General features: G+C 64.5%; 18 protein-coding genes and 4 pseudogenes. 16 read left to right on the top strand and 6 right to left on the bottom strand.

The features are described 5' to 3' along the window. Positions 1–26 precede the first annotated feature (26 nt). Positions 27–527 carry a hypothetical protein gene (locus AC1RQF_RS10240; protein WP_274003189.1) on the top strand — a complete coding sequence of 167 codons (501 nt, stop codon included), beginning with the start codon at positions 27–29 and terminating at the stop codon, positions 525–527. Positions 528–1,031: 504 nt separating this feature from the next. Then, positions 1,032–2,897: an ATP-binding protein gene (locus AC1RQF_RS10235; protein WP_492871951.1), complete on the top strand. Its 1,866-nt coding sequence runs from the start codon at positions 1,032–1,034 to the stop codon at positions 2,895–2,897. 295 nt (positions 2,898–3,192) lie between these two features. On the opposite strand, the gene AC1RQF_RS10230 is transcribed toward AC1RQF_RS10235, so the two are convergent. Continuing rightward, positions 3,193–4,077 (bottom strand): AraC family transcriptional regulator, encoded by an 885-nt coding sequence (locus AC1RQF_RS10230; RefSeq protein WP_492871950.1) that lies wholly within the window; start codon positions 4,075–4,077, stop codon positions 3,193–3,195. Between AC1RQF_RS10230 and AC1RQF_RS10225 the strand changes: the two genes are divergently transcribed. The 8 genes from AC1RQF_RS10225 (at position 4,076) to AC1RQF_RS10190 (ending at position 12,896) form a co-directional block, all read left to right on the top strand. Next, on the top strand, positions 4,076–5,302 hold the full coding sequence (locus AC1RQF_RS10225) for a multidrug effflux MFS transporter (RefSeq protein ID WP_492871949.1): 1,227 nt from the start codon (positions 4,076–4,078) through the stop codon (positions 5,300–5,302). The genes AC1RQF_RS10230 and AC1RQF_RS10225 overlap by 2 nt on opposite strands. 141 nt (positions 5,303–5,443) lie before the next feature. Further along, the gene (locus AC1RQF_RS10220; protein ID WP_274003178.1) at positions 5,444–5,635 is read left to right on the top strand and encodes a DUF3562 domain-containing protein; all 192 of its coding nucleotides are present in this window, start codon (positions 5,444–5,446) and stop codon (positions 5,633–5,635) included. Positions 5,636–6,253: 618 nt separating this feature from the next. Next, complete coding sequence (locus AC1RQF_RS10215; RefSeq protein ID WP_274003177.1) at positions 6,254–7,330, top strand: LLM class flavin-dependent oxidoreductase; 1,077 nt, start codon at positions 6,254–6,256, stop codon at positions 7,328–7,330. 17 nt (positions 7,331–7,347) lie between these two features. After that, entirely contained in the window at positions 7,348–7,944 is a 597-nt protein-coding gene (locus tag AC1RQF_RS10210) for an isochorismatase family protein (RefSeq protein ID WP_492871948.1), read from the top strand. Next, entirely contained in the window at positions 7,941–8,975 is a 1,035-nt protein-coding gene (trpD, locus tag AC1RQF_RS10205; RefSeq protein ID WP_492871947.1) for an anthranilate phosphoribosyltransferase, read from the top strand. Before AC1RQF_RS10210 ends, trpD begins: the two co-directional genes overlap by 4 nt. Further along, positions 8,972–10,192, top strand: a complete 1,221-nt coding sequence (gene trpF, locus AC1RQF_RS10200) for a phosphoribosylanthranilate isomerase (RefSeq protein WP_492871946.1) — start codon at positions 8,972–8,974, stop codon at positions 10,190–10,192. The genes trpD and trpF overlap by 4 nt, the downstream gene beginning before the upstream one ends. Before the next feature lie 23 nt (positions 10,193–10,215). Next, a complete protein-coding gene (locus AC1RQF_RS10195) occupies positions 10,216–11,484 on the top strand; it encodes an MFS transporter (protein WP_492871945.1) in 1,269 nt (422 codons plus the stop codon). Then, positions 11,481–12,896 carry a UbiD family decarboxylase gene (locus AC1RQF_RS10190; protein ID WP_274003168.1) on the top strand — a complete coding sequence of 472 codons (1,416 nt, stop codon included), beginning with the start codon at positions 11,481–11,483 and terminating at the stop codon, positions 12,894–12,896. Before AC1RQF_RS10195 ends, AC1RQF_RS10190 begins: the two co-directional genes overlap by 4 nt. Positions 12,897–12,908: 12 nt before the next feature. Here AC1RQF_RS10190 and AC1RQF_RS10185 read toward each other — a convergent pair whose 3' ends face one another. Further along, positions 12,909–13,700 carry a class I SAM-dependent methyltransferase gene (locus tag AC1RQF_RS10185; RefSeq protein WP_274003167.1) on the bottom strand — a complete coding sequence of 264 codons (792 nt, stop codon included), beginning with the start codon at positions 13,698–13,700 and terminating at the stop codon, positions 12,909–12,911. A 269-nt stretch (positions 13,701–13,969) separates the two neighbouring features. On the opposite strand from AC1RQF_RS10185, the pseudogene AC1RQF_RS10180 reads away from it, so the two are divergent. The 5 genes and pseudogenes from AC1RQF_RS10180 to AC1RQF_RS10160 form a co-directional block, all read left to right on the top strand. Continuing rightward, positions 13,970–14,178 (top strand): annotated as a pseudogene (locus AC1RQF_RS10180) (COX aromatic rich motif-containing protein); the annotation flags it as partial. 3 nt (positions 14,179–14,181) lie between these two features. Continuing rightward, positions 14,182–15,158, top strand: a pseudogene (locus tag AC1RQF_RS10175) (cbb3-type cytochrome c oxidase subunit I); the annotation flags it as partial. An 80-nt stretch (positions 15,159–15,238) separates the two neighbouring features. Next, positions 15,239–15,843 (top strand): annotated as a pseudogene (cyoC, locus tag AC1RQF_RS10170) (cytochrome o ubiquinol oxidase subunit III). Further along, positions 15,844–16,176 carry a cytochrome o ubiquinol oxidase subunit IV gene (gene cyoD, locus AC1RQF_RS10165; protein WP_492871944.1) on the top strand — a complete coding sequence of 111 codons (333 nt, stop codon included), beginning with the start codon at positions 15,844–15,846 and terminating at the stop codon, positions 16,174–16,176. A gap of 285 nt (positions 16,177–16,461) precedes the next feature. After that, positions 16,462–19,458, top strand: a complete 2,997-nt coding sequence (locus AC1RQF_RS10160) for an amino acid adenylation domain-containing protein (protein ID WP_492871943.1) — start codon at positions 16,462–16,464, stop codon at positions 19,456–19,458. A gap of 118 nt (positions 19,459–19,576) precedes the next feature. Here the strand turns inward: AC1RQF_RS10160 and AC1RQF_RS10155 are convergent, their stop codons facing one another. From AC1RQF_RS10155 to AC1RQF_RS10140, 4 genes are all read right to left on the bottom strand, one after another. After that, positions 19,577–20,344, bottom strand: a complete 768-nt coding sequence (locus tag AC1RQF_RS10155) for a 2-keto-4-pentenoate hydratase (RefSeq protein ID WP_492871942.1) — start codon at positions 20,342–20,344, stop codon at positions 19,577–19,579. 218 nt (positions 20,345–20,562) lie between these two features. Then, positions 20,563–21,009, bottom strand: coding sequence for a hypothetical protein (locus AC1RQF_RS10150; RefSeq protein WP_274003157.1), 447 nt, complete (start codon positions 21,007–21,009; stop codon positions 20,563–20,565). Positions 21,010–21,271: 262 nt separating this feature from the next. Beyond that, entirely contained in the window at positions 21,272–21,487 is a 216-nt protein-coding gene (locus AC1RQF_RS10145) for a hypothetical protein (RefSeq protein WP_274003155.1), read from the bottom strand. Between the two features lie 55 nt (positions 21,488–21,542). Further along, on the bottom strand, positions 21,543–23,036 hold the full coding sequence (locus tag AC1RQF_RS10140; RefSeq protein ID WP_492871941.1) for a tetratricopeptide repeat protein: 1,494 nt from the start codon (positions 23,034–23,036) through the stop codon (positions 21,543–21,545). 763 nt (positions 23,037–23,799) lie between these two features. Between AC1RQF_RS10140 and AC1RQF_RS10135 the strand changes: the two are divergent. Continuing rightward, positions 23,800–24,978, top strand: a pseudogene (locus tag AC1RQF_RS10135) (YadA-like family protein); the annotation flags it as partial.

The raw sequence follows: 24,978 nt of genomic DNA, 5'->3' as shown, positions 1-24,978 counted from the left end.
ATTAGACAGACACAAGGAATGATTCGATGACGCTCCAACACACCATCAGCAGCCTGCCGGGCCATGCCGTGATCGAGGCGCTGTATGCGCTGTCGATCGACACGCTCGCACTCGACGACGCGCAGGACGCCGACGCGCGCCTGCGCGAACGGGTCGATGCCGATGCTTATGCGCGGGCACAGGCCTTGATCGGCGAACTCGCCGATTCGGGGCAGGAGGTCGACGCGTTCGCGCGCGCGGTGCTCGCGCGTGCGGCGGACGACGATGCGCTGCGCGCGCAGACCGAGGCGGCGGTCGGGCAGGCCGGCCAGCTCGCGTTTCTCGAAGGCGCGGACGTGCTGCAGAACGCGCTCGTGTTCGGGCTGCTGCTGCTCGCGACCAGCAAGGGCAGCGTGACGATCGAGCGCAAGCGCGACGAGAAGCCGGATGGGTCGGTGTCGGAGCAGCGGTCGGTGAAGGTGAATGTGGAACTGGGGGCGAAGGTGCGGGAGTTGTTGAAGTTGTTCGGGGTGGATGGGGAGGAGTGAGGCGGGGGAGGGGATTGGCTGGGTTTAGCTTGAGGGATGCGGACTATCGATATCCGTGAGCAAAGACCCGGTTTTTATGCTTGGTCGACGCGGCGGCAGGTGGCGGGAAATCGTGATTTTGAAGGCGGGCAAGCCGGCCGCACGTTTGGTGCCGATGGAGCGAACCAGGACGACGCGCCGATGTGGTGGACTGAAAGCAAAGGTCATATGGCGGAAGTGTATGAGGCTGGGCTAGACCAAGCTGACAGTGACAAATCGTATGGCTTAGTTAGGTCATCTCCCGCCGTTCGCAAAAGAGGGAGGAATGGCACCTAAACGCCGGCTACGCAGTGGGAGCAGATCTTCACTGCTGCCCGATGACTGTTGTTGCTCCAACTCGCGCATCGCCTTGAATACGACGTTTCGCTTTGGCGAAAGAAAACGGAGTGTGATCTTATGCGCCTGTAGATAGTTGTGGGGCCGCTACACGGATCGCTTGAAGATTTGGGTAAAACGGAGACCAAAATGAGCGTGATTGCAACTGTCGAAAGAGCAAAAACAGCAATTGAGCTTGGCGAGAGCCACTTTAGGGAATTTAAGAGCGCACTCGAGGGGCGCCCGGGCGAGAAAGGAAAGCGCCCAGCTAAGGACGTCGCTACGGATATTGCACAGACCTTAGTTGCGTTTGCCAATGCCGATGGTGGGGAACTACTCGTTGGCGTTGAGGATAACGGTGATGTCACAGGTCTGCCTGGCTTCTCACCGAAAGAATGGAGTATTTTGGAAAATGCATCGACGGAAAGAATACATAAGAACACTCCTTTGCCGTCTGTTAAGCGGCAGAAGATACAGGTTGATGGAAAAGACATCCTGTATTTTTCAGTTCCCAAAAGCACGGATTTTGTCCACGTAACGTCGGATGGCCGTTGTTTGCAAAGACGCGATTTAGAGTCTGTTCCCGTGGCCGCAGAAATAATTCAATTTGACAGAAAAGAGAAAACTTCAAGGGAATATGATCGCCAGTTCGTCGACGGCGTTACCGCCGATGATCTCGATCTGGATTTAGTTCGTGCTGTGGCCGATCAAGTGCTTAAAGGTATGTCGTCGGAAAAATGCCTTCAGTATTTAGAGCTGGCTGAATACGGAATGTCTCAACTTCGATATAGGCGAGCGGCATTGCTTCTGTTTGCAAAAGACCCGAATAAATGGCATCCCCGCCTTCAAGTAAGGATACTGAAAGTAGATGGTGATGAAATTAAAACTGGCGAGGAGTACAATGTTGTTTCTGATCAAATTACTCACGGAAATATTTTAGGATTAGTTGATTCTGCATGGGAGGCACTGCGCCCATATTTGGTTCAAACAAAAATCGACAAGCATGCACGCTTCGAACAGAGGGCAATATATCCTGAGTTGGCGTGCCGAGAGGCGGTCCTTAATTCAATTGCTCACAGGGACTATTCCGACGAGGGGCGCGGAACTGAAATATACATATTTGATAATAATTTAGAGATCCGGAATCCAGGCGCCTTGCTCACTACCATCAGATTGGAAGATATAGTTGATAGGAAGGGGGTCCACCAGTCTCGCAATACATATGTTGCTCGAGTTTTGCGCGAATTGGGATACATGCGCGAGTTAGGTGAAGGAATGAGGCGAATATATGACCTCATGCATAGTAACGAATTAGCCCCTCCGAAGCTTTCAAGTTCCGCTGACGGCTTCGGAATTACTTTATCCAATAAAGCAATGTATTCCCCAAAGGATATGCTTTGGCTAAGCCAGTTCGACGCATATGAACTTGATCGAAAACAGAAAGCGATTGTTTTGATGGGACAAGGAGGGCGAATTTTCTCCGCCGCGAATGTCTGGGATGCTGTCGGGATTGTAGATACAGAGGATTATCGTAAGCTGATCGATTCATTAATGAAACTGGGAATTCTACAGAATGAGGTCGAACGCGCTGTGGCACAGAAGCTCGCGAGAAAAAAGAAAATGCCGTACAAAGAATACCCGCGTTATCGGATTGGTATCCCTGTGGCGCAGCATAAAGCAACAATCCAGGATGCAGGCGATGCAATGGCACGCGCAAGCGCAGCGACGGTTGACGAAGGTCAAATACAATTTCATCGGCTTTATATCGGAAATCTTCCTCCCGACACCAGTAATCAGAAGTTATTTGACATATTTTCAGAATTTGGTGACATTGTTGATCTTAGAATTCCACGTGCGAAAACTATTGCAAAAGGCTTTGCGTTCATCGAATTCGCATCGGCGGATTCGACGGCGCGGGTATTGGCGGCAACTAAAGCGGAGTCACCCATGTATGATGATCGAAAGCTGGTAATTAATATCGCCTTGAAGAAAACTACTAAAGATAAGAGTGCGTAACGGAAGTGCATATGCTGGCTCGACCTGGCCGCGCTAATGGCTATTGGGATCGCCATTGCGTCGCGCCTGATCGAAGGACCACAACGGGGTCAATCACAGTCTTTGATGAGCCAACGTCCAACCAATATCAGATCTGATTTGACGCTGATAGATAGATCAGGTCTCGACTTACACAGCGCAAGGTTTCGATACTCTGCTGCCCGACGATGTCATTGCTGCATTCGAGGGGAGGTCCATGCGACTGCGGCTCGACTCCCCGGTCAGTACCCGAAAGCGATACCGCCCCGCGCATACATCACCCAGCCCCGCGCACCCACTTCCCCGGCGACACCCCATACACCCGCCGATACATCGCAATGAACGCGCTGTCGCTGGCATAACCGACGCCGTGCGCCACGGCCGTCACCGATTCGCCTTCCGCCAATCGCGACTGCGCCACCACCAGACGACATTGCGTGCGCCACTGCGCGAACGTCATCCCGGTTTCCCGCACGAAGGCCCGGGCCAGGGTCCGCTCGCTCGCCCCGACCCGCTCGCCCCACTCGTGAAGCGACAGCGGCAAGGCAGGCTCGTCGAGCAGCGCCTGCGATACCGCCGCCAAGCGTTTGTCGCGCGGCATCGGCAGATGCAGCGGCGCACGGTGGGCGGCCGCGAGTTCGTCGAGCAGAGTGGCGACGAGGCGTCGCTTCGCGGGCGTCAGCATGGCGTCGGCCGCCCATCCCGTCACGCGGAGTATCAGCTCGCGCGCAAGCGCATTGATTTCGATGATGGCGGGGAAGGTCGGCAAGCCGCGATACGTCTCGACATCGAAATAGAGGCTTCGATACATGAAGGTGCCGTGCATCGTGGTTCGATGCCGCAGCCCGGCGGGCAGCCACACGGCCTGCGACGGCGCCAGCTGTCCGACCCGATCGCCCGTATACAACGTCACCGCGCCCGCCGCCTGATAAAGCAACTGCGTGCGCCGATGCGTGTGCCAGTCCGAGCCGTGCCCATGCGTGTCCACCGCGAGCCCGACGATCGGGCACGTCGCGAGATCGGGATCGACCACGGCGTCGGGCGCGTAATACGGCATGGCTGTCTTGCGATGTTTTTTGCCTGAGTCGCGTGATTTTAACTTTCGCGCAGCGGCTACGCTACCGGCCTTCCCGACTCGAATCGCACCAAAGAGAAGCGCCATGCAACCGTCTCGACCCAGCCTCAACCCCACACTGCCGCCTAAATGGCTCGTCATCGCGTGGCTCGCGCTGCCGCAGATCGCGGAGACCATCCTTGCGCCCGCCTTGCCGGACCTCGCTCACGCGTGGCGCCTGGACCCGGCTCACACGCAATGGGTGATGAGCGTGTTCTTCCTCGGCTTTTCCGCGGGCGTCCTGCTTTGGGGGCAGGTGTCGGATCGCTGGGGGCGACGTCCCGCGCTGCTGTCCGGTCTCGCGCTGGCACTGGCCGGCACCTTGATCGCGCTCGTCGCCGCGCGCTACGAATGGCTGCTGCTCGGCCGCTTCGTCCAGGCGCTCGGCATGGCGACCTGCTCGATCACCACCCAGACGATCCTGCGCGACCGCCTGAGCGGCCCTGCGCTGACGCAGTATTTCGTCACGCTCGGCATCGTGCTGGCATGGTCGCCCGCCGTGGGCCCGCTGGCCGGACAATGGCTGTCCGACCGGCAGGGTTATCCGGGCGTGCTGTGGGCCATCGCGGCGCTGGTGCTGTGCCTGATGCTGTCGGGCGCGCGCTGGCTGGACGAAACCCGGCCCGACACCCCGATCCCGACGCCGCTGAAACAGCTGGCGCTGCGCATGGCGGGCGATTCCGCCTTGTGGCGCGCGGCGGCGCTGGTCGCGGGCCTCAATACGCTGGTTTTCTCGTTCTACGCGGCCGGCCCGTTCATGGTCGGCGAACTGCCCGGTCTCGGCTTCGGCTGGGTCGGGCTCGCCGTGGCGTTCGCGGGCAGCGCAGGCGCGGCCTGGAACCGTCGGCTGCCCGGCGGGATCGACCCGGATCGCCGAGTGCGGCTCGGCCTGATCTTCGTACTGCTCGGAGTAGTCGGCCAACTGGCCTGCGGGTTCGTGTCGACACGCCCCGGCGCGCTGTGGGCCGCGACCGCGCTGCCGGTATTCGCGGGATTCGGTCTCGCCATTCCGAACCTCCTGGCGCCCGCGCTGCGCCACTACGGCGCGAGCCTCGGACGCGCCGGGGCACTGTTCGGCGTGACCTACTACCTGATGCTCGGCATGGCGCTTGCCGCCACCACGCTGTTGCCGTTCGACACCCCGATCGCCTTGAGTGCGTTCTGGACGTGCCTGGCCATCGCGATGTTCGTCCTGCACCGGGGAGCGTCCCAGCCCGGGGCGGCAAACGCACAGCCCGGCCGACCCATCGACGGCGACCGGCTGGGCGGGTGAGGCCGCGCACGCCGGGCATCCCGCCCTGAACCGGATAGCGCGGCAGGCAAAGCCGGCCGCGCGCGATTGCTCGATTCAATTGGCGGCCGGGATTTTATCGGATTTAAATGGGCGTCCGCGTGTTCATTCCGGAGAACCTTCATGGCCCAGATCGACGTCGCAGAAATGGTCCAATCCATTGCGGCGGAAACCCGCGTCCCCCCTGAAACCGTATCGCGGCTGTACGAGGAAACGCTCGCGCAATACAGCGAGGGCGCGCGGATCCATGACTACCTCGCCGTGCTCGTCGCCAAGCGCGTACGCGAAAACCTGCGCAACCGCGCCGCCCACTGACCTGTAACGCCTGTTCACTTATCGGGATATTGACCCGCGATTAACGATCGCGCGCATTTTCAAGCGCCACGTTAATTAACAGATGAAGGGTTTACACGAATCGTCACTCGACAGTCGGCTTAATAGACTGCTTTCGTCTCTCCGCCTTGTATAGACAAGCAAGGCCCGCCGCCTCGCCCGATCCCGACCCACGCGCCGATGCCAGCGCCCGGGGGAGGCCGGCCCCGGAACACGCCCTGGCAATCTGTAGGACCTCGTTACACCCGCGCGAGCGGGGATGTCTCGTTGAATCGTGAAGTTCACCGCAAGGATATCGATGAGCACCGTGGAACCGTTCGAGCGCCGCCATCCCGCTTCCGCCCGGCACCCCTGTGCCGCGCGTCGCACGCGTCCGCGCGGCGGCCGCTGACGCCGGCCGCCGCACGTCGATCGCTTTCCCGTTCCAGCACTGGTTTTCCCGCTGTACCGCCGCACCCCGGGCCCCGGCGTCCGGACGCGCGACACCGCTCGCCGGGCGGTGCGCGAGCACGTCCGCTGCCGGCGGCGCGGGTCGATAACCGAGAACTTCGCGCCCGGCGCCGCCGGGTGAGGCGAAGTCCATTCCGAGGACACACACCCATGAAGCTGGGCGCTTTCCTGATGCCTGCGCATCCGCCGTCCCGTTCGCTCTACGACGGCCATCATCACGATCTCGACACGCTCGAATATCTCGACCGGATCGGCTTCGAGGAAGCCTGGATCGGCGAGCACTACATGATGCCCGCCGAGCCGTGCCCGTCGCCCGACCTGCTGCTCGCGCAGGCGTTCCTGCGCACGCGCCGGATCCGGCTCGCGCCAGGCGCGTTCATGCTGCCGTTCCATCATCCGGCCGAACTCGCGCACCGGATCTGCCTGCTCGATCACCTGTCGCAGGGTCGGCTGATGGTCGGGATCGGCGCGAGCGGCACCAACCTCGACCTCGAGATGTTCGACATCGACTACGCGTCGGGCGTGCATCGCGAGATGACGGCCGAGTCGATCGCGATCATGACGCGCTTCTGGGAGAGCGACGGCCCGTTCGAGCATCGCGGCCGCTTCTGGACCGCGCGCCGGCCGGCGGACCAGCCGCAAAAACGCAGCAGCTACCACCTGAAGCCCTGGCAGAAGCCGTATCCGCCGATTGGCGTGACCGGGCTGTCGGCCAGCTCGGCGACGCTGCGGATCGCCGGCGCGAACGGCTGGATTCCGATCAGCTTCTGCTTCACGCCGCAATACCTGCACACGCACTGGGCGGTGGTCGAGCAGGGCGCGCGCGACGCCGGGCGCGCCGTGCCGTCGCGCGACATGTGGCGGGTCAGCCGGCCGTTCCTCGTCGCCGACACGGATCAGGAAGCGTGGCGGCGCGCGGTGCACGGCGAGATGGGCCGCTATTTCCGCGAGGACTATCTGCCGATGCTGGCGGGCAATCAGGCGCTCGGCCTGCTCAAGCACGATCCGGCGGTGCCGGACAGCGACGTGACGGTCGAGTATGTCGCGAAGCACTGCTGGATCGTCGGCTCGCCCGCGACGGTGCGCGCGCGCATCGAGGAGATGCAGGCGCTCTCGGGCGGCTTCGGCGTGCTGCACGTGATGGGCTTCGACCACCTCGACGAGCTGGACCTGATCCGCGACAGCTACGCCGGCCTCGCCGAGATCGTCGCCACCCATTTCGCGTGACCGCGCCCGGAGTCGCCATGAAATCTGCCCATTCCCACCGCGCCGCACTCGTGATCGTCGACATGCAGCGCGATTTCGTCGAGCCCGGCGCGCCGATCGCATGCGCCGGCGCGCCCGCGATCGTGCCCGCGATCCTGCGGCTGCGCGCGTTCGCGCATGACGCCGGGCTGCCCGTGATCTACACCCAGGAAGCGCATCGACGCCAGAAGGTCGACTTCGGCCTCGAACTCGAATACGGCGAAACCGAGCATTGCGTCGAAGGCACGCCCGGCATCGAGATCATCGACGCGCTCGCGCCCGCCGCCTCCGACTACGTGCTCGTCAAGCGCCGCTACAGCGGCTTCTTCGCGACGGATCTCGATCTGCTGCTCAAGGGGCTCGGCGTCGACACCCTGGTGCTGACGGGCGTCGCCACCGACGTCTGCGTGCGGGCCACCGCGCAGGATGCGCTGCAGCTCGACTATCGCGTGCTGGTGCCGCGCGAGTGCGTGGCCGGCACGACGCCCGCGCGCCACGAGGCCGCGCTCGAGCATGTCGGCTACGTGCTCGGGCGCGTGCTGCCGCTCGACGAGGTGCTCGCGCAGCTGCACGCCGGGTCCCGGGCGGCGGCATGAGCGCGCCCACCTATCGCGCGCTGATCCGCACGCTCGTCGAGACCCGCGCGGACCTCGCGCGCGCCGAGGCGGCGGCGCTCGTCGCCGCGCTCCTCGACGGGCACTACACCGACCTCGAAAGCGCCGCGCTGCTGGTCGCGCTCGCGCGCAAGGGCGAGACGGCCGACGAAGTCGCGGGCGCCGTCGACGCGATCCTCGCGCGCAGCGCGCCGCCGCCCCTCGCGCCCGATTGCGACGCGCTCGACATCGGCGGCACGGGCGGCGACCGCGCGGGCACCTTCAACATCTCGACCGTCGCCGCGCTGATCGCGGCCGCGGCCGGCGTGCCGGTCATCAAGCACGGCAATCGCGGCGTGACGAGCGCGTGCGGCAGCAGCGACCTGCTCGCCGCGCTCGGCGCGGACGTCGCGCGCAGCAGCACGCCGGCGCGGATCGCGGCGGATCTCGCGGCCTGCGGCTTCGCGTTCGTCGCCACCGCGAGCTACCACCGCTTCCCGCCGCGCGTGAGCGAGATCCGGCGCGCGCTCGGCGTGCGCAGTCTGTTCAACCTGGCCGGCCCGCTCGTGCATCCGGCGCGCGTGCGGCGGCAGATCGTCGGCGTCGCGCAGCCCGAGCTGCTCGACGTGATCGCGACCGCGCTGCTGCGCCTGGGCCGCGACGCGGCGTTCGTCGTGCACGGCTCGGCGGGCCTCGACGAAATCAGCTGCGCGGGCGAGACGCGGATCGCGCGCGTGCGCGGCGGCGTGCTCGACACCTTCAGCGTCAGCGCGCGCGACTTCGGTTTGCCGGCATGCCGCGTCGAGGATCTCGCGGGCGGAGATCCGGCCCGCAACGCCGCGTTGTGCCGCGCGATCCTCGCGGGCGAGCCCGGGCCGCGCCGCGACACCGCGGTCGCGGCGGCGGGCGCGCTGCTCGTGCTCGGCGGGCGCGCCACCACTTTCATCGACGGCGCAGCCGCGGCACGCGGCGCGCTCGACAGCGGGGCCGCCGAACGGCTGCTCCAGCGTTTTCTCAGCGAGATTCCAGCATGATCAACACGCGTATCAAGATTTGCGGCATCACGACCCTCGTCGACGCGCTCGCCGCGCTCGAAGCCGGCGCGGACGCGCTCGGCTTCGTGTTTTCCGCGAGCCCGCGCCAGATCAGCGCGCGCGACGCCCGCACGATCGTCGACCAACTGCCGCCGTTCGTCACCACGGTCGGCATCTTCGTCGACGAACCGATCGAGCACGTGCGCGCGATGGCCGAGATCTCGGGCGTGGCGGCCGTCCAGTTGCAGGGTAGCGAAACCGACGCGTACTGCCAGCAGGTCGGCCGGCCCGTGATCAAGGGCTTTCGCGTCGGCGCGGACTTCGATCCCGCCGTGGCCAACGGCTACCGGGTCAGCGCCTATCTGTTCGACGCCTCCGTCGCCGGCATCACGGGCGGCACCGGGCAGCGCTTCGACTGGGACCGGCTGCACGGCGTGCGCTTCGCGCGCCCCGTGATCGTCGCGGGCGGCCTGCACGCGGACAACGTCGGCCAGTTGGTCGCGCGGCTCGCGCCGGCCGGGGTGGACGTCAGCTCGGGCGTCGGCGCGAGCGCGACCCGCAAGGATCCGGACAAGCTGCGCGCGTTCGTCGCGGCGGTGCGCGATGCGGATCGCGATGCGCGCCCGCAGCCGAGCGCCGACGCCCCGGACCTGCTGCGCGACGCCTTCGACGCGCGGCCGCTCGTCGAGATCAACGGCCGGCAGTTCCTGGTCAACTCGCTGACCGAGCAGGTGCCGGCCACGCCGGCGCCGCTGCTGCGCGAGGCCGCGCGGCGCGTGTGCGAGGCGCTCGACGTGCAGCCCGGCATGAAGCTGGTCGGCGAGGAAGACAAGGGCGGCGTGCTGCTCGCCGCGGTGTCGCTGCTGTCCGGCCTGCCGTTCGGCATCGCGCGCTGGTATCCGTCGGGCCTCGAAGGGCAGGTGAAGGTCGAGTTCGGCTGCGAGTACACCTCGGGCGAGCTGTACCTGAACGGCGTCGAAGCGGGCGACCGCGTGATCATCGTCGACGACCTGATCAGCACGGGCGGCACGCTGATCGGGCTGGTCGAGGCGGTGCGGCGCGCGGGCGCGAGCGTCGAGCAGATCGTCTGCGTGGCGGAGAAGGCCGACTACGCGGGCGTCGAGCGGGTGCGCGCGGCGACCGGCATCGAGGTGCGCACGCTGGTGCGGGTCAGCGTGGCGGGGACGGCGTCGAGCGTGCTCGACGTCAATTACTGAGCGACGCGGACAGGAGGACGACCATGCGCACAGGTTTCTTCAAGGGATGGAGCGTCGTGATCGCGGCGCACCTGCTGCTCGCGCTGATCTTCGGCGCGGCTTATTCGTTCGGCGCGTTCTTCGTGCCGCTGCAGGCGACGTTCGACGCGGGGCGCTTCCCCGTGGCGTCGGTCTTCTCGCTGACCGCGTTCATCTACTACACGGTCGGGGTGTTCTCCGGCGCGGTCGCCGACCGGACCTCGACGCGCACCGTCGTCGGCATCGGCATCGTGCTGCTCGCGCTCGGCTTCTTCGTCAGCAGTCTCGCGGGCGGCTCGCTGCCGGTGTTCCTCGGCGCGTTCTGCGTGCTGGTCGGGCTGGGCGTCGGGCTCGTCTACGTGCCGAGCGTGACCGCGGTGCAGCGCTGGTTCGTGCGCTACCGCAGCCGAGCGTCCGGGCTCGCGCTCGCGGGCACCGGGCTCGGCACCTTCATCGGGCCGAGCGCCGCGGGCTGGTTGATGCAGCAGATGTCGTGGGCCGCGACGATGCGGGTGTTCGCGGCGGCGATCGCGCTGGTGGGGCTCGCGGCGGCGACCCAGATGCGCGGCAAGCCGCAGGAGCTGGGCCTGCTGCCGGACGGCGACACCGCGCCCGCCGGCGCGACGGCCGCGCCCGCGCGCGGCGGCGCCGATCTGACGCTGGCCGAGGCCGCGCGCGGCGCGCGGTTCTGGTGGTATTTCGGCGCGATCTTCCTCGGCTCGGTCGGGCTGTTCCTCGCGCTCGTGCACATCAATCCGTATGCGCGCCAGCTGGGCCTGTCCGCCGCCGAGGCGAACCTGCTGATCGGCCTGATCGGCGTCGGCAACGTCGGCGGCCGCCTGTTGCTCGGCAGTCTCGCCGACCGGCTCGGCGCGCGCCGGCTGCTTGGGTGGCTGACCTTCGCGCTCGCCGTGTTGAACCTGTGCTGGCTCGGCGCGCACGATTTCGCGACGCTCGCCGTGTTCGCGCTGCTGTTCGGCGCGGCCAACGGCGGCTGCATCTCGCTGTATCCGTCGGTCGCGGCCAGCTGGTTCGGCACCGCGAACCTCGGCGCGATCCTGGGCGCGCTGTACATCTCGGTCGGCATCGCGGCGATCGCGGGCGGCAGCCTCGGCGGCCTGCTGTTCGACCTGTCGCAGAGCTACGCCGTGTCGATCGTGTTCAGCGCGCTGTGCGCGCTCGCGTCGGTCGCGCTGCTCGCGATCGCCGGCTCGCGGCGCGCGGCGGATGCGCCGCATCGCGCGGTTGCGCGCGCAACGGGGCGCCTGCGATGAGCGACATCGTCGACCTGCGCAGCGCGCTCGCCGCGCTCGAACGCCACGGCGGGCGCATCGAGGAGATCGATGCGCGCCTCGATCCGCAGCTTGCGCTGCTCGACGATTACCTCGCGTCGTATCGCACATCGCATGGCGCGTGGATGAGCGCCGAGCAGCCGCTGCGGCGCTACCATGCGCCGGCGCGCGGCGCGTTCCCGGTGCTGCTGGGCGTGTTCGGCAGCCGCGCGCGCACGCGCTTCTGGCTCGATCCGGACGGTCGCGCCGATCCGCGCACGCCGCATGGCGCGCTGCTCGCCGACGCGCTCGCGCGGCCGTTGCCGCCGCAACCGGTGCGCGCGCCGACGCCGCGCCATGTGGTGCGCGATCCCGATTTGCGCGCGTGGCTGCCGGCGCTGACGTGTTCGGCGGGCGATCCGGGGCCGACCGTCACGCTCGGGCTCGCCTATGCGCGCGACCCGGTGAGCGGGGCGGCGAATGCCTCGGTGCACCGGATCACGCTCAAGCACGGTTCGGCGACGATCGCGCTCGGCTCGTCCGGCCATCTGCGGCGCATGCTCGACGCATGCGTGGCGCGCGGCGAGCGCTTGCCGGTCTCGATCAACATCGGGCTCGATCCGGCGCTCTACTACGCGGCGGCGCTGAGCGCGCCCGCGCTCGGCTTCGGCGACGACGAACTGGCCGTCGCGGGCGCGCTGCGCGGCCGGCCGGTGGGGCTGGCCCCGTGCGCGTCGCAGCCGGGCTGGTGCATCGACCACGCCGAGATCGTGCTCGAAGGCAGCCTCGGCGCGGAACAGGCGAGCGAGGGCGATACGCCGGGCGGCCATGCGATGCCCGAATACCTCGGCTACTACTCGCCGGCGGGCGTGGTGCCGGTGCTGGCCGTCAGCGCGCTCGCGTATCGCGAGGGCGCGTGCTATCAGGCGGTCAGCGGGCCGGGGCGCGAGCAGTCGGAATTGCTGGGCGCGGGCCAGGAAGCGGCGGTGTGGCGGGTGCTGCAGCAGGGCGGCGCAGGTTCGCTGGTGCGTGACGTCGGCGCGCTGGCGGCGGGCGGCGGCCATCTGTTCACGGTGCTGCAATGCGCGCCGCGCGACGCCGGGGACGACGCGCGGCTGCGCGAGGCGGCACGGCTGGCGCTCGAACAGGTTGCGTCGACCAAGAACCTGGTGCTCGTCGATGCCGACGTGCAAGCGCACGCGGCGGACGACGTGCTGTGGGCCATCGCGACGCGCTGCCGGCTGGAACACGATCTCACGGTCACGGGGAGCCTGCGCGGCACCTCGCTCGACCCGACCCAGTCCGCCGAGTATTGCGCGGGCGGCGTGCGCGGCCATACCCGCAAGTGCGTGATCGACTGCCTCGTGCCGCTCGACCAGCGCGCGCGCTTCCGGCGCGCCTTCAGCGCGGCGTGACCGCGCGCGGGGTCATTCTTGCCAGACCTGATGGGTGAAGCGCTTCGCCCATGCGGGCGGCTCGCCGCGGAAATAGAAATGAATGCCGTCGGTGAACGACGCGGGGATCAACTGGTGCCGCGCGCCGATCCGCGCGAGCGCATGCAGCGTGAAGAACGAGATGTGGCCGTTGCGCGGCGCGCAGTACCACCAGCGTTCGAGTCCGGCTTGAAGCGCGGCGTCGGTGGCGAGGGTGGTGCTGAACAACAGCGCGCCGCCGTCTTCGAGGAATCCCGCCAGCTCGTCGATCAATGCCTGCGGCTGCGGATGATGCTCGAATACCTCGAACGCGACGACGAGATCGTAACGCCGCGTCGGGCGGATGCTGTTGCCTGTGTAGGGATCGAACGAGTCGACGTGCGCGAAGCCCTTGGCCTTGAGTTCGCGTTCGAACAGGCCGAGGCCCGCGCCGTAGTCGAGGATCGCGACGCCGGCCAGTTCGGGGAAATTGCCGGCGACGATCTCGGCGTTCTGCGCGGCCCGCGCGCCGAGATAGTCGGGGTCGACGCGCACGTACTCGTCGTTGTAGATGTGCGCGGCGAAATCCTCGTGAGACCACGCGTCGAACGCGTGGGTCGCGACGAAGCCGCATTGCTCGCACCGGTGGTAATAGATCGGGACGCCCGCGTAGGGCATGACCCGCGGGCCGACCAGATCGAGACAACTGCGGGAAAAATCGACCACGCCGCACAAGCGGGCGGGCCCGTCGCAACACTTGCAGCGGGTGACGGGCGGGCTGACCGCCAGATCACTGAGCAACACCATGGCTACCTCTTTTGATTCGGAATCTTGAAAGGCGGTGGCGTGCGGATCACCCCGTGCCGGCATTGTACTCCGGCGCGTGACGCGTAAGGCGCGGTGCGGGACGCACGGCTGCGACATCCATATTGAAAGTGTTTTGAATGAATCCATGCAGCCCGGCACGCCGGGTTTCTGCTTCGCCCCCCCGTCGGACCGCATCCGTCTCCGAGCCCGACAGCAGGACTCACTTTCCCGCAGCGCACCGAATCCGGTCAGGCGCCCCCTTTGTCGGCCAAAAGTTCGATGCCTGGGTGCAGAAGGTGAGGGCGTCGTCGGACCGGCTCGACATGAGCGTGTACCGCACGGTCGCCGAGTCGAGCGAGAAGGCGCCCGTGCGCTACTTCTCGTCGGTCGATCCCCGGCTCTTCCACAACATCATCGCGAAATACAACGATGGCACGTCCTCGACCTGAAGGACGCCGCCTGCGGCACGAAGGGATAACGCATGTTCGGCAAACTGACACTTTCGGCGATTCCGTTCGACCAGCCGATCATCATGGGGGCGGGCGCCTTCATGGGGCTGGTCGTGATCGGCATTCTCGCGGCCTTGACGATCACCGGCCGATGGAAATGGCTGTGGAGCGAATGGCTCACGAGCGTCGATCACAAGAAGATCGGCGTGATGTACATCATCATCGCGTTCATCGTGCTGCTGCGCGGCTTCGCCGACGCGATCATGATGCGCCAACGGGCCCGGCTACCTGCCGCCGCACCATTACGAGCAGGTCTTCACCGCGCACGGCGTGATCATGATCTTCTTCATGGCGATGGTGTTCATGGTCGGCCTGATGAACCTGATCGTGCCGCTGCGGATCGGCGCGCGCGACGTCGCGTTCCCGTTCATCAACTCGCTGTCCTTCTGGATGACGGCCGTCAGCGCGATCCTGATCAACCTGTCGCTCGTGATCGGCGAATTCGCGCGGACCGGCTGGCTCGCCTATCCGCCGCTGTCCGAGCTGCAGTTCAGCCCGGGGGTGGGGGTCGACTACTATCTGTGGGCGCTGCAGATCTCGGGCGTCAACTTCTTCGTGACGCATCATCAAGATGCGCGCGCCGGGCATGACGCTGATGAAGATGCCCGTGTTCACCTGGACCGCGCTGCGCACCAACGTGCTGATCATGGCGTCGTTCCCGATCCTGACCGCGACGCTCGCGCTGCTCGCCCTCGACCGCTACCTCGGCATGCATTTCTTCACGAATGACGCCGGCGGCAACGCGATGCTGTACCTGAACCTGATCCGGGCGTGGGGGCATCCGGAGGCGTACATCCTGATCCTGCCGGCGTTCGGGATCTTCTCGGAAGTCATCGCGACCTTCGCGAAGAAGCCGTTGTTCGGCTACCGGACGATGGTCTACGCGACCTGCGCGATCATGGTGCTGTCGTTCCTCGTGTGGCTGCATCACTTCTTCACGACGGCGTCGACGGTCCGGAAGATCGAGGACAACCGCCTCGGCAAGCGCATCGAGACGCGCGTCGACGACTTGGAACTGGAGGTCAACTGATGTTGCAGAAAACTCTCGACGTGAACCTGCACGATCACGCCGACGATCATGGCGATCATCCGCCGTCCCATTCGGTGTTCGGGTTCTGGCTGTGCCTGATGACCGACTGCGTGATCTTCGCGGTGCTGTTCGCCACCTTCGCGGTGCTGGCCCAGCAGTACGCGGGCGGCCCGACCACGAAGGACCTGTTCGACATTCCCGGCGTGGCGCTGGAGACGGCGGCGCTGCTGTTGAGCAGCATCACCTACGGTTTCGCCATGCTGGCCGCGCATCACCAGATGAAGGGCGCGCTGCTCGCCTGGCTCGCCGTGACCTTCGTGCTCGGCGCGGCGTTCCTCGCGATGGAAATGCGCGAGTTCTCGCACCTGATCGCCGAAGGCGCGGGGCCGCAGCGCAGCGCGTTCCTGTCCGCGTTCTTCACGCTGGTGGGCACGTGACCGTGGGCCTCGTGTGAATGGTCGTGCTGGCCGCGCAGATCGTCGGCCGCGCGACGCTGTCGGAACGCGACCTGCGTCGCCTGACCTGCCTGAGCCTCTTCTGGCACTTCCTCGACATCGTGTGGATCTGCGTGTTTTCCTTTGTCTATCTCGCGAGTGTGATCTGAATGGGCCAGTCGCATTCCTCTCAACTTGATGCCGGGCACGGCAGCGTCGGCAGCTACGCCGCGGGCTTCGTGCTGTCGGTCGTGCTGACCGCGGCGTCGTTCGGGGTCGTGACGTGGGGCGGCCTGCCGCCGCACGCGGCACTGATCGCGCCGGCCGTGCTCGCGTTCGAGCAGATCGTCGTGCACCTCGTGTACTTCCTGCACATGAACAGCTCGTCGGGGCAGCGCTGGAACGTCATGGCGTTCAGCTATACGGTGCTTACCACCGGCATCCTGATCATCGGCACGATATGGGTCATGCACAACGTCAGCATGAACATGATGTCGCGCTGAGCGACACGCGCGGACGGTAGGCTGAAAGCGGCCCGAAAGAGCCGCTTTTTTCATGTGCGCTCGCCGGCGCGACGGGGCGGCGTGCACAACCTGGAATGCGTATCGCCCGCACGCCCGTGGTCTCGATCGCGCTGCCGGAATTTCCTGGAAATGAGCAATAGGGCTTCCTATAGTGGATAGCGAAAAATACGCGTGAAATGCAGCGTCTCCCGCATGCGGCCCGCATGGAACTGGTTCTTTTGTTTATCTGAGGTGTGCTTACTTTTTGACAGGGAGGCGCGCACCATGTCCACTCAGGCGAACTTGCTGGAACTGTTCCGGTGCCGGGTATCGCTCGCGGGCCATGCGCCGGCCGCGGTCTCGGAACACGAGACGCTGAACTACCGCGACCTCGACCGACGAAGCGACACGGTCGCCGCCGCGCTGACGGCGCACGGCGCGGGGCCCGGCAGCCTGGTGCCGATCGAGGCGAGACGGAATGCGGATTTCATCGTCGGCATACTCGGGGTGCTGAAGGCGGGCGCCGCCTATGTGCCGATCGACGAGCGCTATCCCGACGCGCGCAGGCAGCACATCCTGGCGCAGTGCAACGCTCCGCTTGCGTTGACGACGCGCAAGCCGGCCGCAAGCGGAACGGGTTCGTACATCAGCATCGCGCAGTTGTGCTCGCAGCATCGGGAACAGGATGCGCCGAGCCCGACGCCGCACGAGAGCGCGGCGAACGATGCGCTCTATGTGATCTTTACGTCGGGCTCCACCGGCGCGCCCAAGGGCGTGATCGTCGAGCACGCGGCCGTGGCCGCGCTCATGCGTTGGCACAACGCGCGTTTCGCGATGACCGGCGAGAGCCGGGCGACGTCGATGGCCAGCCTGGGATTCGACGTCTCGCAGTGGGAGATCTGGTCCACGCTCACGGCGGGCGCGACCTTGTTCCTGCCCGACGACGAAACGCGCCTCGACGTCGACGCGCTGGTCGGTTTCTTCATCCGCCACCGGATCACGCATGCCTATGTGCCGACCGTGCTGGTCGCGGATGTGGTCGCCCTCGGTCAGCCGGCGGGGCTCGCCCTCCGGTATCTTTTCACGGGAGGCGAGAAGCTCGGCCCGGTCGATACGGACGGCATCCGATACACGCTGATCGATTACTACGGCCCGACCGAAGCGACGATCTTCGCGACCTGCCATCCAGTGCCGAGCGCGACGCTGGGTCGGCCGGATTCGATTGGCCGCCCGATCCACGACACGGAAATCCTGATCCTGGACGAGGCGGGGGGCATCGTGCCCACGCCCGAAGTCGGTGAAATCTGCATCGGTGGACCGTGCCTGGCGCGCGGCTACCTGGGCAACCCCGATCTGACCCACATGAAATTCCGCCCGCATCCGAACCAGCCCGGACGGATCGTTTATCACACGGGCGATCTGGGACGCACGCTCGACGACGGCGCGATCCAGTTCCTCGGTCGCCGGGACGACCAGGTCAAGATACGAGGCAACCTGGTCGAGCCGGACGAGGTTCGGAGCACGCTCATGCGCGCGGTCGAGGTGCGCAAGGCGAGCGTGCTGACCGTGCCCAACGCGGCCGGGAGCGGTGTCGATCTGGTCGCGTTCATCGTGCCGCGCGACGCCACGGCATCGCCCGCGCGCGTCATCGCTGCGCTCAAGGCGACTGTCCGGCACTACCTGCCCGACTACATGTGGCCGGTCCGCTATCTGCTGCTGGACGAGATGCCGACCACGGTGAACGGCAAGACCGATCGGGACGCGCTCCGGCAGCGCTTTCATGCGCAACAGCAACCGGACTGGGCGGCAAGCGAACCGTACAGCGCCACCGAGCGTCAGGTCGCGAATGCATTCGCCGCGCTCATCGGCCATGCGCACTTCCACAAGACGGATTCGTTTTTCGATATCGGCGGCAACTCCCTGCTGACGGCGAAGCTCGTCAAGGCGTTGTCGGAGGCGGCGGGCGTGAAGATGCTGATTCGCGAGGTCTACGAGCACGCCTCGGTCGCGGGGCTCGCGGCGGAGATCGAGCGGCGCGTGGCCGCGACCGCGCCGGAACTCGAACGCGAGCCGACCTATGCGCTGGAGCAGGACATCCGCGTGCCCGCCCAGGCGGATTTCAGCGGCCCGTTCGACCCGGCCCGGCTGAGCCGGCCCCGCGCGATCCTGCTGACCGGCGCGACGGGTTTCGTCGGCGTCCACTTGCTCGCCGAACTGCTCGCGACGACGTCGGCGGTGGTGCATTGCCTCGTCCGCGCCGAGGACGCGAGTGCGGGCCGTGCGCGCATCGAGGCGAAGCGACGCGAGTACGACCTGCCTGTGAAGGCGGAAGACACGGCGCGCATCCGCGTCTGGCCGGCCGATATCACGAAGGCCCACCTCGGCATGAGTGCGTCCGACTACGCGGCGTTGAGCGACGAGATCGATGTGGTCTATCACTCGGCGAGCGCGGTCAACTTCATCCAGCCTTACTCGTACATGAAGAAGATCAACGTCGACGGCTTGCTGCAGATCGTGGCATTCGCGGGCAGCCGGCGCACCAAGGCGCTGGTCATGCTGTCGACGATCTCGGTCTACAGCTGGGGGCATCGCTTCACGGGCAAGACCTCGATGACCGAGGCGGACGATATCGACCAGAACCTGGGCGCCGTGCTCGAGGACATCGGTTATACGCGCAGCAAGTGGGTGATGGAAAAGATCGCCGACCTGGCCGCGCAGCGCGGACTGCCGCTGATGACGTTCCGCCTGGGCTACGCGACGTTCCACAGCGAAACCGGGGTGAGCGCGGATTATCAATGGTGGGGGAGGCTGGTCAAGACCTGCCTCGCGCGCGGCACCGTGCCCGATCTGCACGATCTGCGCGAAGGCTTGAGCACGGTCGACTACATGACGAAGGCGCTCGCGTACATTTCGCGCAAGCCCGAGGCGCTGGGACGGAAATTCAACTTGATCAATTCACCCGGCACCAATCTGACGCTCCTGGAATTCTTTGCGCGCTTGAATCGGGATTTCGGTTTGAACCTGCGCATCGTACCGTTCCATGAATGGCTCGATTCCTGGAAGAGCGATGTCGATGCGCCGCTTTATCCGCTATTGAGCCTGTTCAACGACAACATCCGCAACGGCTTGAGCACGGTCGAGCTTTATCAGGACAATTATCAGTGGGATTGCCGCAACGTCATCGAATGCCTCGCCGGCAGCGGGATCGAGCAGCCTACGTTTTCGCGTGCGCAGCTCGCGTTGTATCTGAAGCGGTCGATCGGGTGGTCTGCGGCGGGTTGAGCGTTCTGGCGAGTGGAGAACCGGCGCGCAGCCGGCGGCGCGCCCGGGCGGAATCGCGGCGCTCCTCGCCCATGCCGCGTGGATGGCCGGCGAATCCGGCAGGGGAGGCCACCGATGTTCAGGCGAATCCCTGCATCGAGAGCGCGCCGAGCGCACCGAAGTTCACCCGGAGCGGCTGGCCGCGCGGTACGTCGAGTGCGCCTGCATAGGAGCCCGTCGTCACGATCTGGCCGGCGCGAACCGGTTCGCCGCGTGCGGCGAGGAAGTTGACGAGCCAGAGCAAGGGCTTGAGCGGATCGCCGTCCGGATGGCGGCCGTCGATCGTTCGATCGAGCGCGCCGTGGAAATCGAGCGCGATGGCGTCGAGCGGGACGTGCAGGCCGTCCGGCACCACGGGGCCGACACATAGCCCCTGATTGAACTGGTTGTCCGGGAGCAGCTCGAAGGCGGATGCCCGCTCGGGCTCCGCGTAACGGCAGCCCAGCACTTCGAGCACGAGCCGCACGTCGCGAATCGCGTCACGTACCTCGGCTTCGTCGTAGGGACGATCGCGACGCGGCAGGTCGTGATCGAGCACGAAAGCAAGTTCGGGTTCGATGCGCACGATGGGCGCGTCTCCGGCGACCGGGAACGGCGCGTTCGATGCGTCGTGGATCCGCGATGCGAGGATGGGCGCGACGACGACGCGCCCCGGCGGCGGCAGCGCGCATTTCCAGCCGCCGACGCCATCCCCCGACAACGCGACGACGCGGCGCTGGATCGCCAGTGCTGAGTCGATGTCGTTCGGGCGCGCGGCGTCCGGCAGCCGCGCGCCGGGAATGCCCGCGCGGTGTAGGGCAATGAGGTGCAGGGCGGCGATTTCCGTGTTGTCGGGCGTGGCGGTCATGGGAATGCGGGAGGGGCGCGAGGCGAAGCGAGCATTCTATGCCCGGCGGCGGATGCCGTGTCGGGCGCCGGGCGCTGCCCGTGCCGGCGTCGAGCCCGGCCGCGTGGTTGCCGGAACCCGGCCGGGGCTCGCATCAGGCGCAATCGAGGTGCATCGTTGAAAACGATGCACCTCGCCCTCTCATCCGGTCATCGTGACGGATGGATTGGATCGACGAATCAAGGGATATAAACCGATCCGGAGTTCACCAACGCGGCGCCGCCCGGTGAAACGCCATAAATGAAGATGCGGGTGCCCGGCGGATAGCTTGCGCCCAACTGAATACCGAACCGATGGGAGCCGCCGGCATTACAGGCGGCGTTGACTGCGGGCTCGTTCGCTTGATTGGCAATACCCACGCCGGCCAACATGCCGCCGTTTTCCGGGCTATTGCCGACGTAGATCTGCACGGTAACCGGTTGATAGTTGCCTTGCGCGCAGGCCCAGCCATATACGACGCCGTTGCTGTTGGCCGAATCGATCGTACCGATCACGCCGGCAAGCGCCGCGTGAGAGGAGAGCATGAGCGCCGGGGCGGCGAGCAGGAGCGCAAGTTTCTTCGCGCGCAGCGTGGAGCAAGCCTGCTTCGCAAGCTTGCCGATCGAAACGGTATTTGAAATGCTCATTGAATTCCCCCAAGTTAAAGAAAATTGGTCGGTTTATGGGTTTGTTTCAAAGATGCGAATCGGAATTTTCTCAGCCAGGCTGGATTCGAGGGCGTCCGATCAGAAACCCTCTCAAGTACTTTATTTCAAGCGGCAGGCACCATCAATCACTAATCGCAATCGATTTGATGCGCGTCGGGAGATGTTCGTGTGATTGAGAAGGCCGCGTACGATTGAAAGCGATTTGATTTATGGTTGAATTTAATGATTCAAAGATTATTGATCAAGCAGGAGCGCTGTGCGCCTGCATTGCAGATTTCCACGACAACGCGAGTGCTGTTCCAGAGCAAGCAGACAATGAAACCATTACGTGCTGTACCTGCATCATCTGCTCGTTCGGCGAATATACCGGCGCATCGACGACCGGCCGCAGCGCGTCATCCGTGATCGTGCGTCGCCGCAGACCTTCGCTTTCGGTAAAGGCGCGGTGCGTGCCCATGCATATTGGCGTCGGCGAACGGATTCGCCAGCACGTGGCGTTCGGCATGACAGCGCTAGCGGATTGTTCGCATACCAGACAATGCCTGGGAAGCCCGCGACACGACACCCGACCAATCCGTTTCATCGACTTCCTGCCGAAACAACGTCACGGCACCGGGATACCAGATCGACGTCGAGCCCTGTGCCGCCCATCGCCAATCCGCGGCGACATTTGAAATCAGTATCCAGGTGGGTTTGCCGAGCGCCGCGGCAAGATGCATCGCGGCGGTGTCGACGCCGATCACGAGGTCGAGCCGCGAGATCATGCCCGCGACGTCGGCAAAGTTGGCGGCCCGGCTACCCAGATTGACGATGAAGCGTTGGTCGGTTTCCGCTTGTAGCTCAACGGCAGTCGCATCCTTTTGGAGGCTGACGAAGGTGACGTTCCCACTCTCCCATAGAGGCTTCAGCACCTTCAGCCCCGGCAGCGACCTGACCGAGTCGCTCGGGTTGAGCGGGTTGCCTCGCCAGACCAGGCCGACGCGAAGACGCCCCTTGGGAAGGAAGCGCTCCCATTTCGATGCCGCATTCGCCGGTGCGCGCAGATAGGGCAGTTCGGCCGGGATGGTGGATGGCTGTTCCCGCAGATGATAGGGAATACTCCAGGCATAGGTCCAGAAATCGTGCATCGGACATGCCGATGCATGAAATGCTTCGCGCGGGACGACTGCATCCGCGCCGGGTAGCGCGGCAAACAACGGCAGCGTCGCGTAGCTGCAAACCAGCGTGATTCGCGCGCTACCGAGTGCCTTGAGTCTGCGGATATAGCGCACCAGATGGATCAGATCGCCATGCCCTTGCTCCGGCCAGATCAGAAGCGACGCGCCCGCGATGGGCTCTCCGCGCCATTGAGGGAAGGGTACCGTCGGCGGGCTGGAATGGGCACCTTGGAAAAAAGGCGCGTGGCGTGCTTCGAACAGCAGCAGCCCCTCGGTCCAGTTTCCCTCGGCGAGCAATGCGTTGGCCAGATTCAGCTGATAGGGCGCGTGATCCGGCTGAAGTGCCAACGCGCGTCGATAAGCAGTCTTGGCGTGATCAAGGCGGCCCTGGTCCGTCAGGATAAGGCCGAGCAAATTCAGCGCATCAGAGTGATCCGGTGCTGCCGTGATCAGTTGCGCAATCGTCGATTCGGCTTCTTTCAAGCGTCGCATCGATCGCAGCAGGCTACCCAGATTCAACAACGCGTCCGGATGATCCGGCTGGGCGGCAAGCGCGCGCCGGAACGAGGACTCGGCGGCATCGTGCCGTGACTGGGCGCGATGGAGCACGCCGAGATTGTTGTGAGCGTCCGCGAATGACGGTTTCTCTTGAATCGCTCGAGTCAGATAGGTCAGGGCGTCGGCGTAGTTGTGCAAAGCCAAGTGGCAGGCGCTCGCCAGATTAAGCAGTTCCGCATCGTCGGGATCAACCTCAAGAGCAGATTGCGCCGCGCGTAGGGCTTCGGAAAATTGCCCGCAGAGATAGCGTTCCTTTACGAAAGCAATATTTCGATGTTGATCATGGGTCATTGCGCGCCTTTTTCAATGCAGATCGCTTTACAGCTTTCTGGTTAGGTCATGGCATTGCCGCAGGGCTCGGTTTTGCTCAGACAAAATCGCTGAACCAAGTGAGTCATGGATTGGCAGTCGTGCTGCGACGCTTCGCGCGCGGCTGTCAGACTGGCCTCGGACGCATATTATCATCCGACGATATGACCACGGCCATGGTTCTGTGCTGCCTCCGGTCCCCCGTGTTTCTTGCGCAAATAATTCTTAAGTGGGTGACGTCGCCTGGATGTGCCCAGTCCACTGTATGTCTTCCATTCAGCATGACGTCGTCTAGGCAATATCCATCTTGCGGCACACCGCCTTGATAAGAGTTCCAGGCCTGGCTTGCTTTGACGGGAATGCTCCGCCCCTTGATGGGTTGATGGAGAACCTACCTTTGGCGAGGCACCCTGTATAAAGGGTCGAGGCGAGAATCTGAACTAATTATCACAATTAACGCTTATTATAAATTTACGTGACAAAAGTTTTCTTTGTCGGTCTCGCCGATAAATATCATTCGGTTCGATTGGAGATGGGGCATAAATTCAATTCTTTCAAAGAAATTACAAGTATTTTAAAAGATTGAATGACATTGCCGAACATCCCGGAATATTCAAATTTAAATATATTTGATAAAAACTGCGCACAGTATCTAGCGCAATGCGAAAAACCCACGCCAGTGTCGTGAGACCGCGCATGAACCGATAAGGTAATCGAAATGAATAAGTCGTATCGAACTATTTGGAATGAAGCGCTTGGGGCGTGGGTGGCGGCGTCGGAACTGGATGCAGCGCGGGGGAAGCCGAACAAGTCGGTCGTTGCCGCTGCCACGGCAATCGCTTTGTTTGTGGTCGCTCAAGGTAATGCGCTCGCGCAATACGCTCCGTCTGGCGGTTCGGCCGTTTCAGGGGCAATAGCAATCGGTTCAAATACCGGCACGGGGCCGGTTGCCTCGGCCTCAAATGCTATCGCAATCGGCAACGGGGCATTGGCAAACCAGACCCAGGCAATCGCTATAGGCTTGAATACCAGCGCCACTGGCTCACTCGCAGTCGCGATTGGTTACCTCAACACCGCAAGTGGTTTCGCGTCGACAGCGCTTGGGGATCAAGCAACTGCAACTAACACATATTCTGTTGCACTTGGAACGCTTGCCTATGCATCGGGAAGCAGTGCAACAGCGTTAGGTACATCGGCAAATGCATCGGGAACCAACGCAACCGCGGTAGGTGCTGGGGCAAATGTGGCCGCAACCAATGCAACCGCGCTTGGCCAGTCCGCCGTTGTTTCTGCGGCAGGAGGCGATGGTATGGCGCTTGGCTCAAAGGCAAATGTTTCAGCCACTTCAGCCACGGCCATTGGCCAAAATGCTACGGCCGCCAATGCGAACGCGGTTGCGTTGGGCTCCAGTTCGGTGACGGCGGCTGCAAATCCGACCGCGACAGGAACCGTTGGAGGCGTTACCTATAACTACGCAGGCACGAACCCTGGCAGCGTGGTGAGCGTGGGTGCAGTAGGATCCGAGCGGCAGGTTACGAACGTCGCGGCAGGTCGGGTGACAGCAACCAGCACGGATGCGATCAACGGTTCGCAGTTGTTCGCGACCAACACGGCAATCAACAGCCTGTCCACTTCGACGTCGACCGGTCTGTCGTCGGCCACCAGCTCGATCGCATCGCTCTCGACTTCGGCGTCGACGGGCCTGTCGTCGGCGAACAGCTCGATTGCATCGCTGTCCACCTCGACGTCGACCGGCATCTCGTCGTTGTCGACGGGCTTGTCCACGACGAACAGCACGGTGACGTCGTTGTCGACTTCGGCGTCCACGGGCCTGTCATCTGCGAACAGCGCGATCACGTCGCTGTCCACCTCGACGTCGACCGGCATCTCGTCGTTGTCGACGGGCTTGTCCACGACCAACAGC

This window comes from Burkholderia sp. GW821-FHT14F03, from assembly GCF_058803765.1.
The sequence above is the reverse complement of the archived record's forward strand: the minus strand, read 5'-3'. Positions and strand labels throughout refer to the sequence as shown.

Bases quoted from the DNA above. Each gene is read 5' to 3' on its own strand.
- trpF (WP_492871946.1), top strand. From the start codon at position 8,972: ATGATCAACACGCGTATCAAGATTTGCGGCATCACGACCCTCGTCGAC.
- AC1RQF_RS10215 (WP_274003177.1), top strand. From the start codon at position 6,254: ATGAAGCTGGGCGCTTTCCTGATGCCTGCGCATCCGCCGTCCCGTTCG.
- AC1RQF_RS10190 (WP_274003168.1), top strand. From the start codon at position 11,481: ATGAGCGACATCGTCGACCTGCGCAGCGCGCTCGCCGCGCTCGAACGC.
- AC1RQF_RS10210 (WP_492871948.1), top strand. From the start codon at position 7,348: ATGAAATCTGCCCATTCCCACCGCGCCGCACTCGTGATCGTCGACATG.
- AC1RQF_RS10195 (WP_492871945.1), top strand. From the start codon at position 10,216: ATGCGCACAGGTTTCTTCAAGGGATGGAGCGTCGTGATCGCGGCGCAC.
- trpD (WP_492871947.1), top strand. From the start codon at position 7,941: ATGAGCGCGCCCACCTATCGCGCGCTGATCCGCACGCTCGTCGAGACC.
- AC1RQF_RS10140 (WP_492871941.1), bottom strand. From the start codon at position 23,036: ATGACCCATGATCAACATCGAAATATTGCTTTCGTAAAGGAACGCTAT.
- AC1RQF_RS10220 (WP_274003178.1), top strand. From the start codon at position 5,444: ATGGCCCAGATCGACGTCGCAGAAATGGTCCAATCCATTGCGGCGGAA.
- AC1RQF_RS10230 (WP_492871950.1), bottom strand. From the start codon at position 4,077: ATGGCGCTTCTCTTTGGTGCGATTCGAGTCGGGAAGGCCGGTAGCGTA.
- AC1RQF_RS10155 (WP_492871942.1), bottom strand. From the start codon at position 20,344: ATGACCGCCACGCCCGACAACACGGAAATCGCCGCCCTGCACCTCATT.
- AC1RQF_RS10160 (WP_492871943.1), top strand. From the start codon at position 16,462: ATGTCCACTCAGGCGAACTTGCTGGAACTGTTCCGGTGCCGGGTATCG.
- AC1RQF_RS10150 (WP_274003157.1), bottom strand. From the start codon at position 21,009: ATGAGCATTTCAAATACCGTTTCGATCGGCAAGCTTGCGAAGCAGGCT.
- AC1RQF_RS10185 (WP_274003167.1), bottom strand. From the start codon at position 13,700: ATGGTGTTGCTCAGTGATCTGGCGGTCAGCCCGCCCGTCACCCGCTGC.
- AC1RQF_RS10240 (WP_274003189.1), top strand. From the start codon at position 27: ATGACGCTCCAACACACCATCAGCAGCCTGCCGGGCCATGCCGTGATC.
- AC1RQF_RS10225 (WP_492871949.1), top strand. From the start codon at position 4,076: ATGCAACCGTCTCGACCCAGCCTCAACCCCACACTGCCGCCTAAATGG.
- cyoD (WP_492871944.1), top strand. From the start codon at position 15,844: ATGGGCCAGTCGCATTCCTCTCAACTTGATGCCGGGCACGGCAGCGTC.
- AC1RQF_RS10145 (WP_274003155.1), bottom strand. From the start codon at position 21,487: ATGGGCACGCACCGCGCCTTTACCGAAAGCGAAGGTCTGCGGCGACGC.
- AC1RQF_RS10235 (WP_492871951.1), top strand. From the start codon at position 1,032: ATGAGCGTGATTGCAACTGTCGAAAGAGCAAAAACAGCAATTGAGCTT.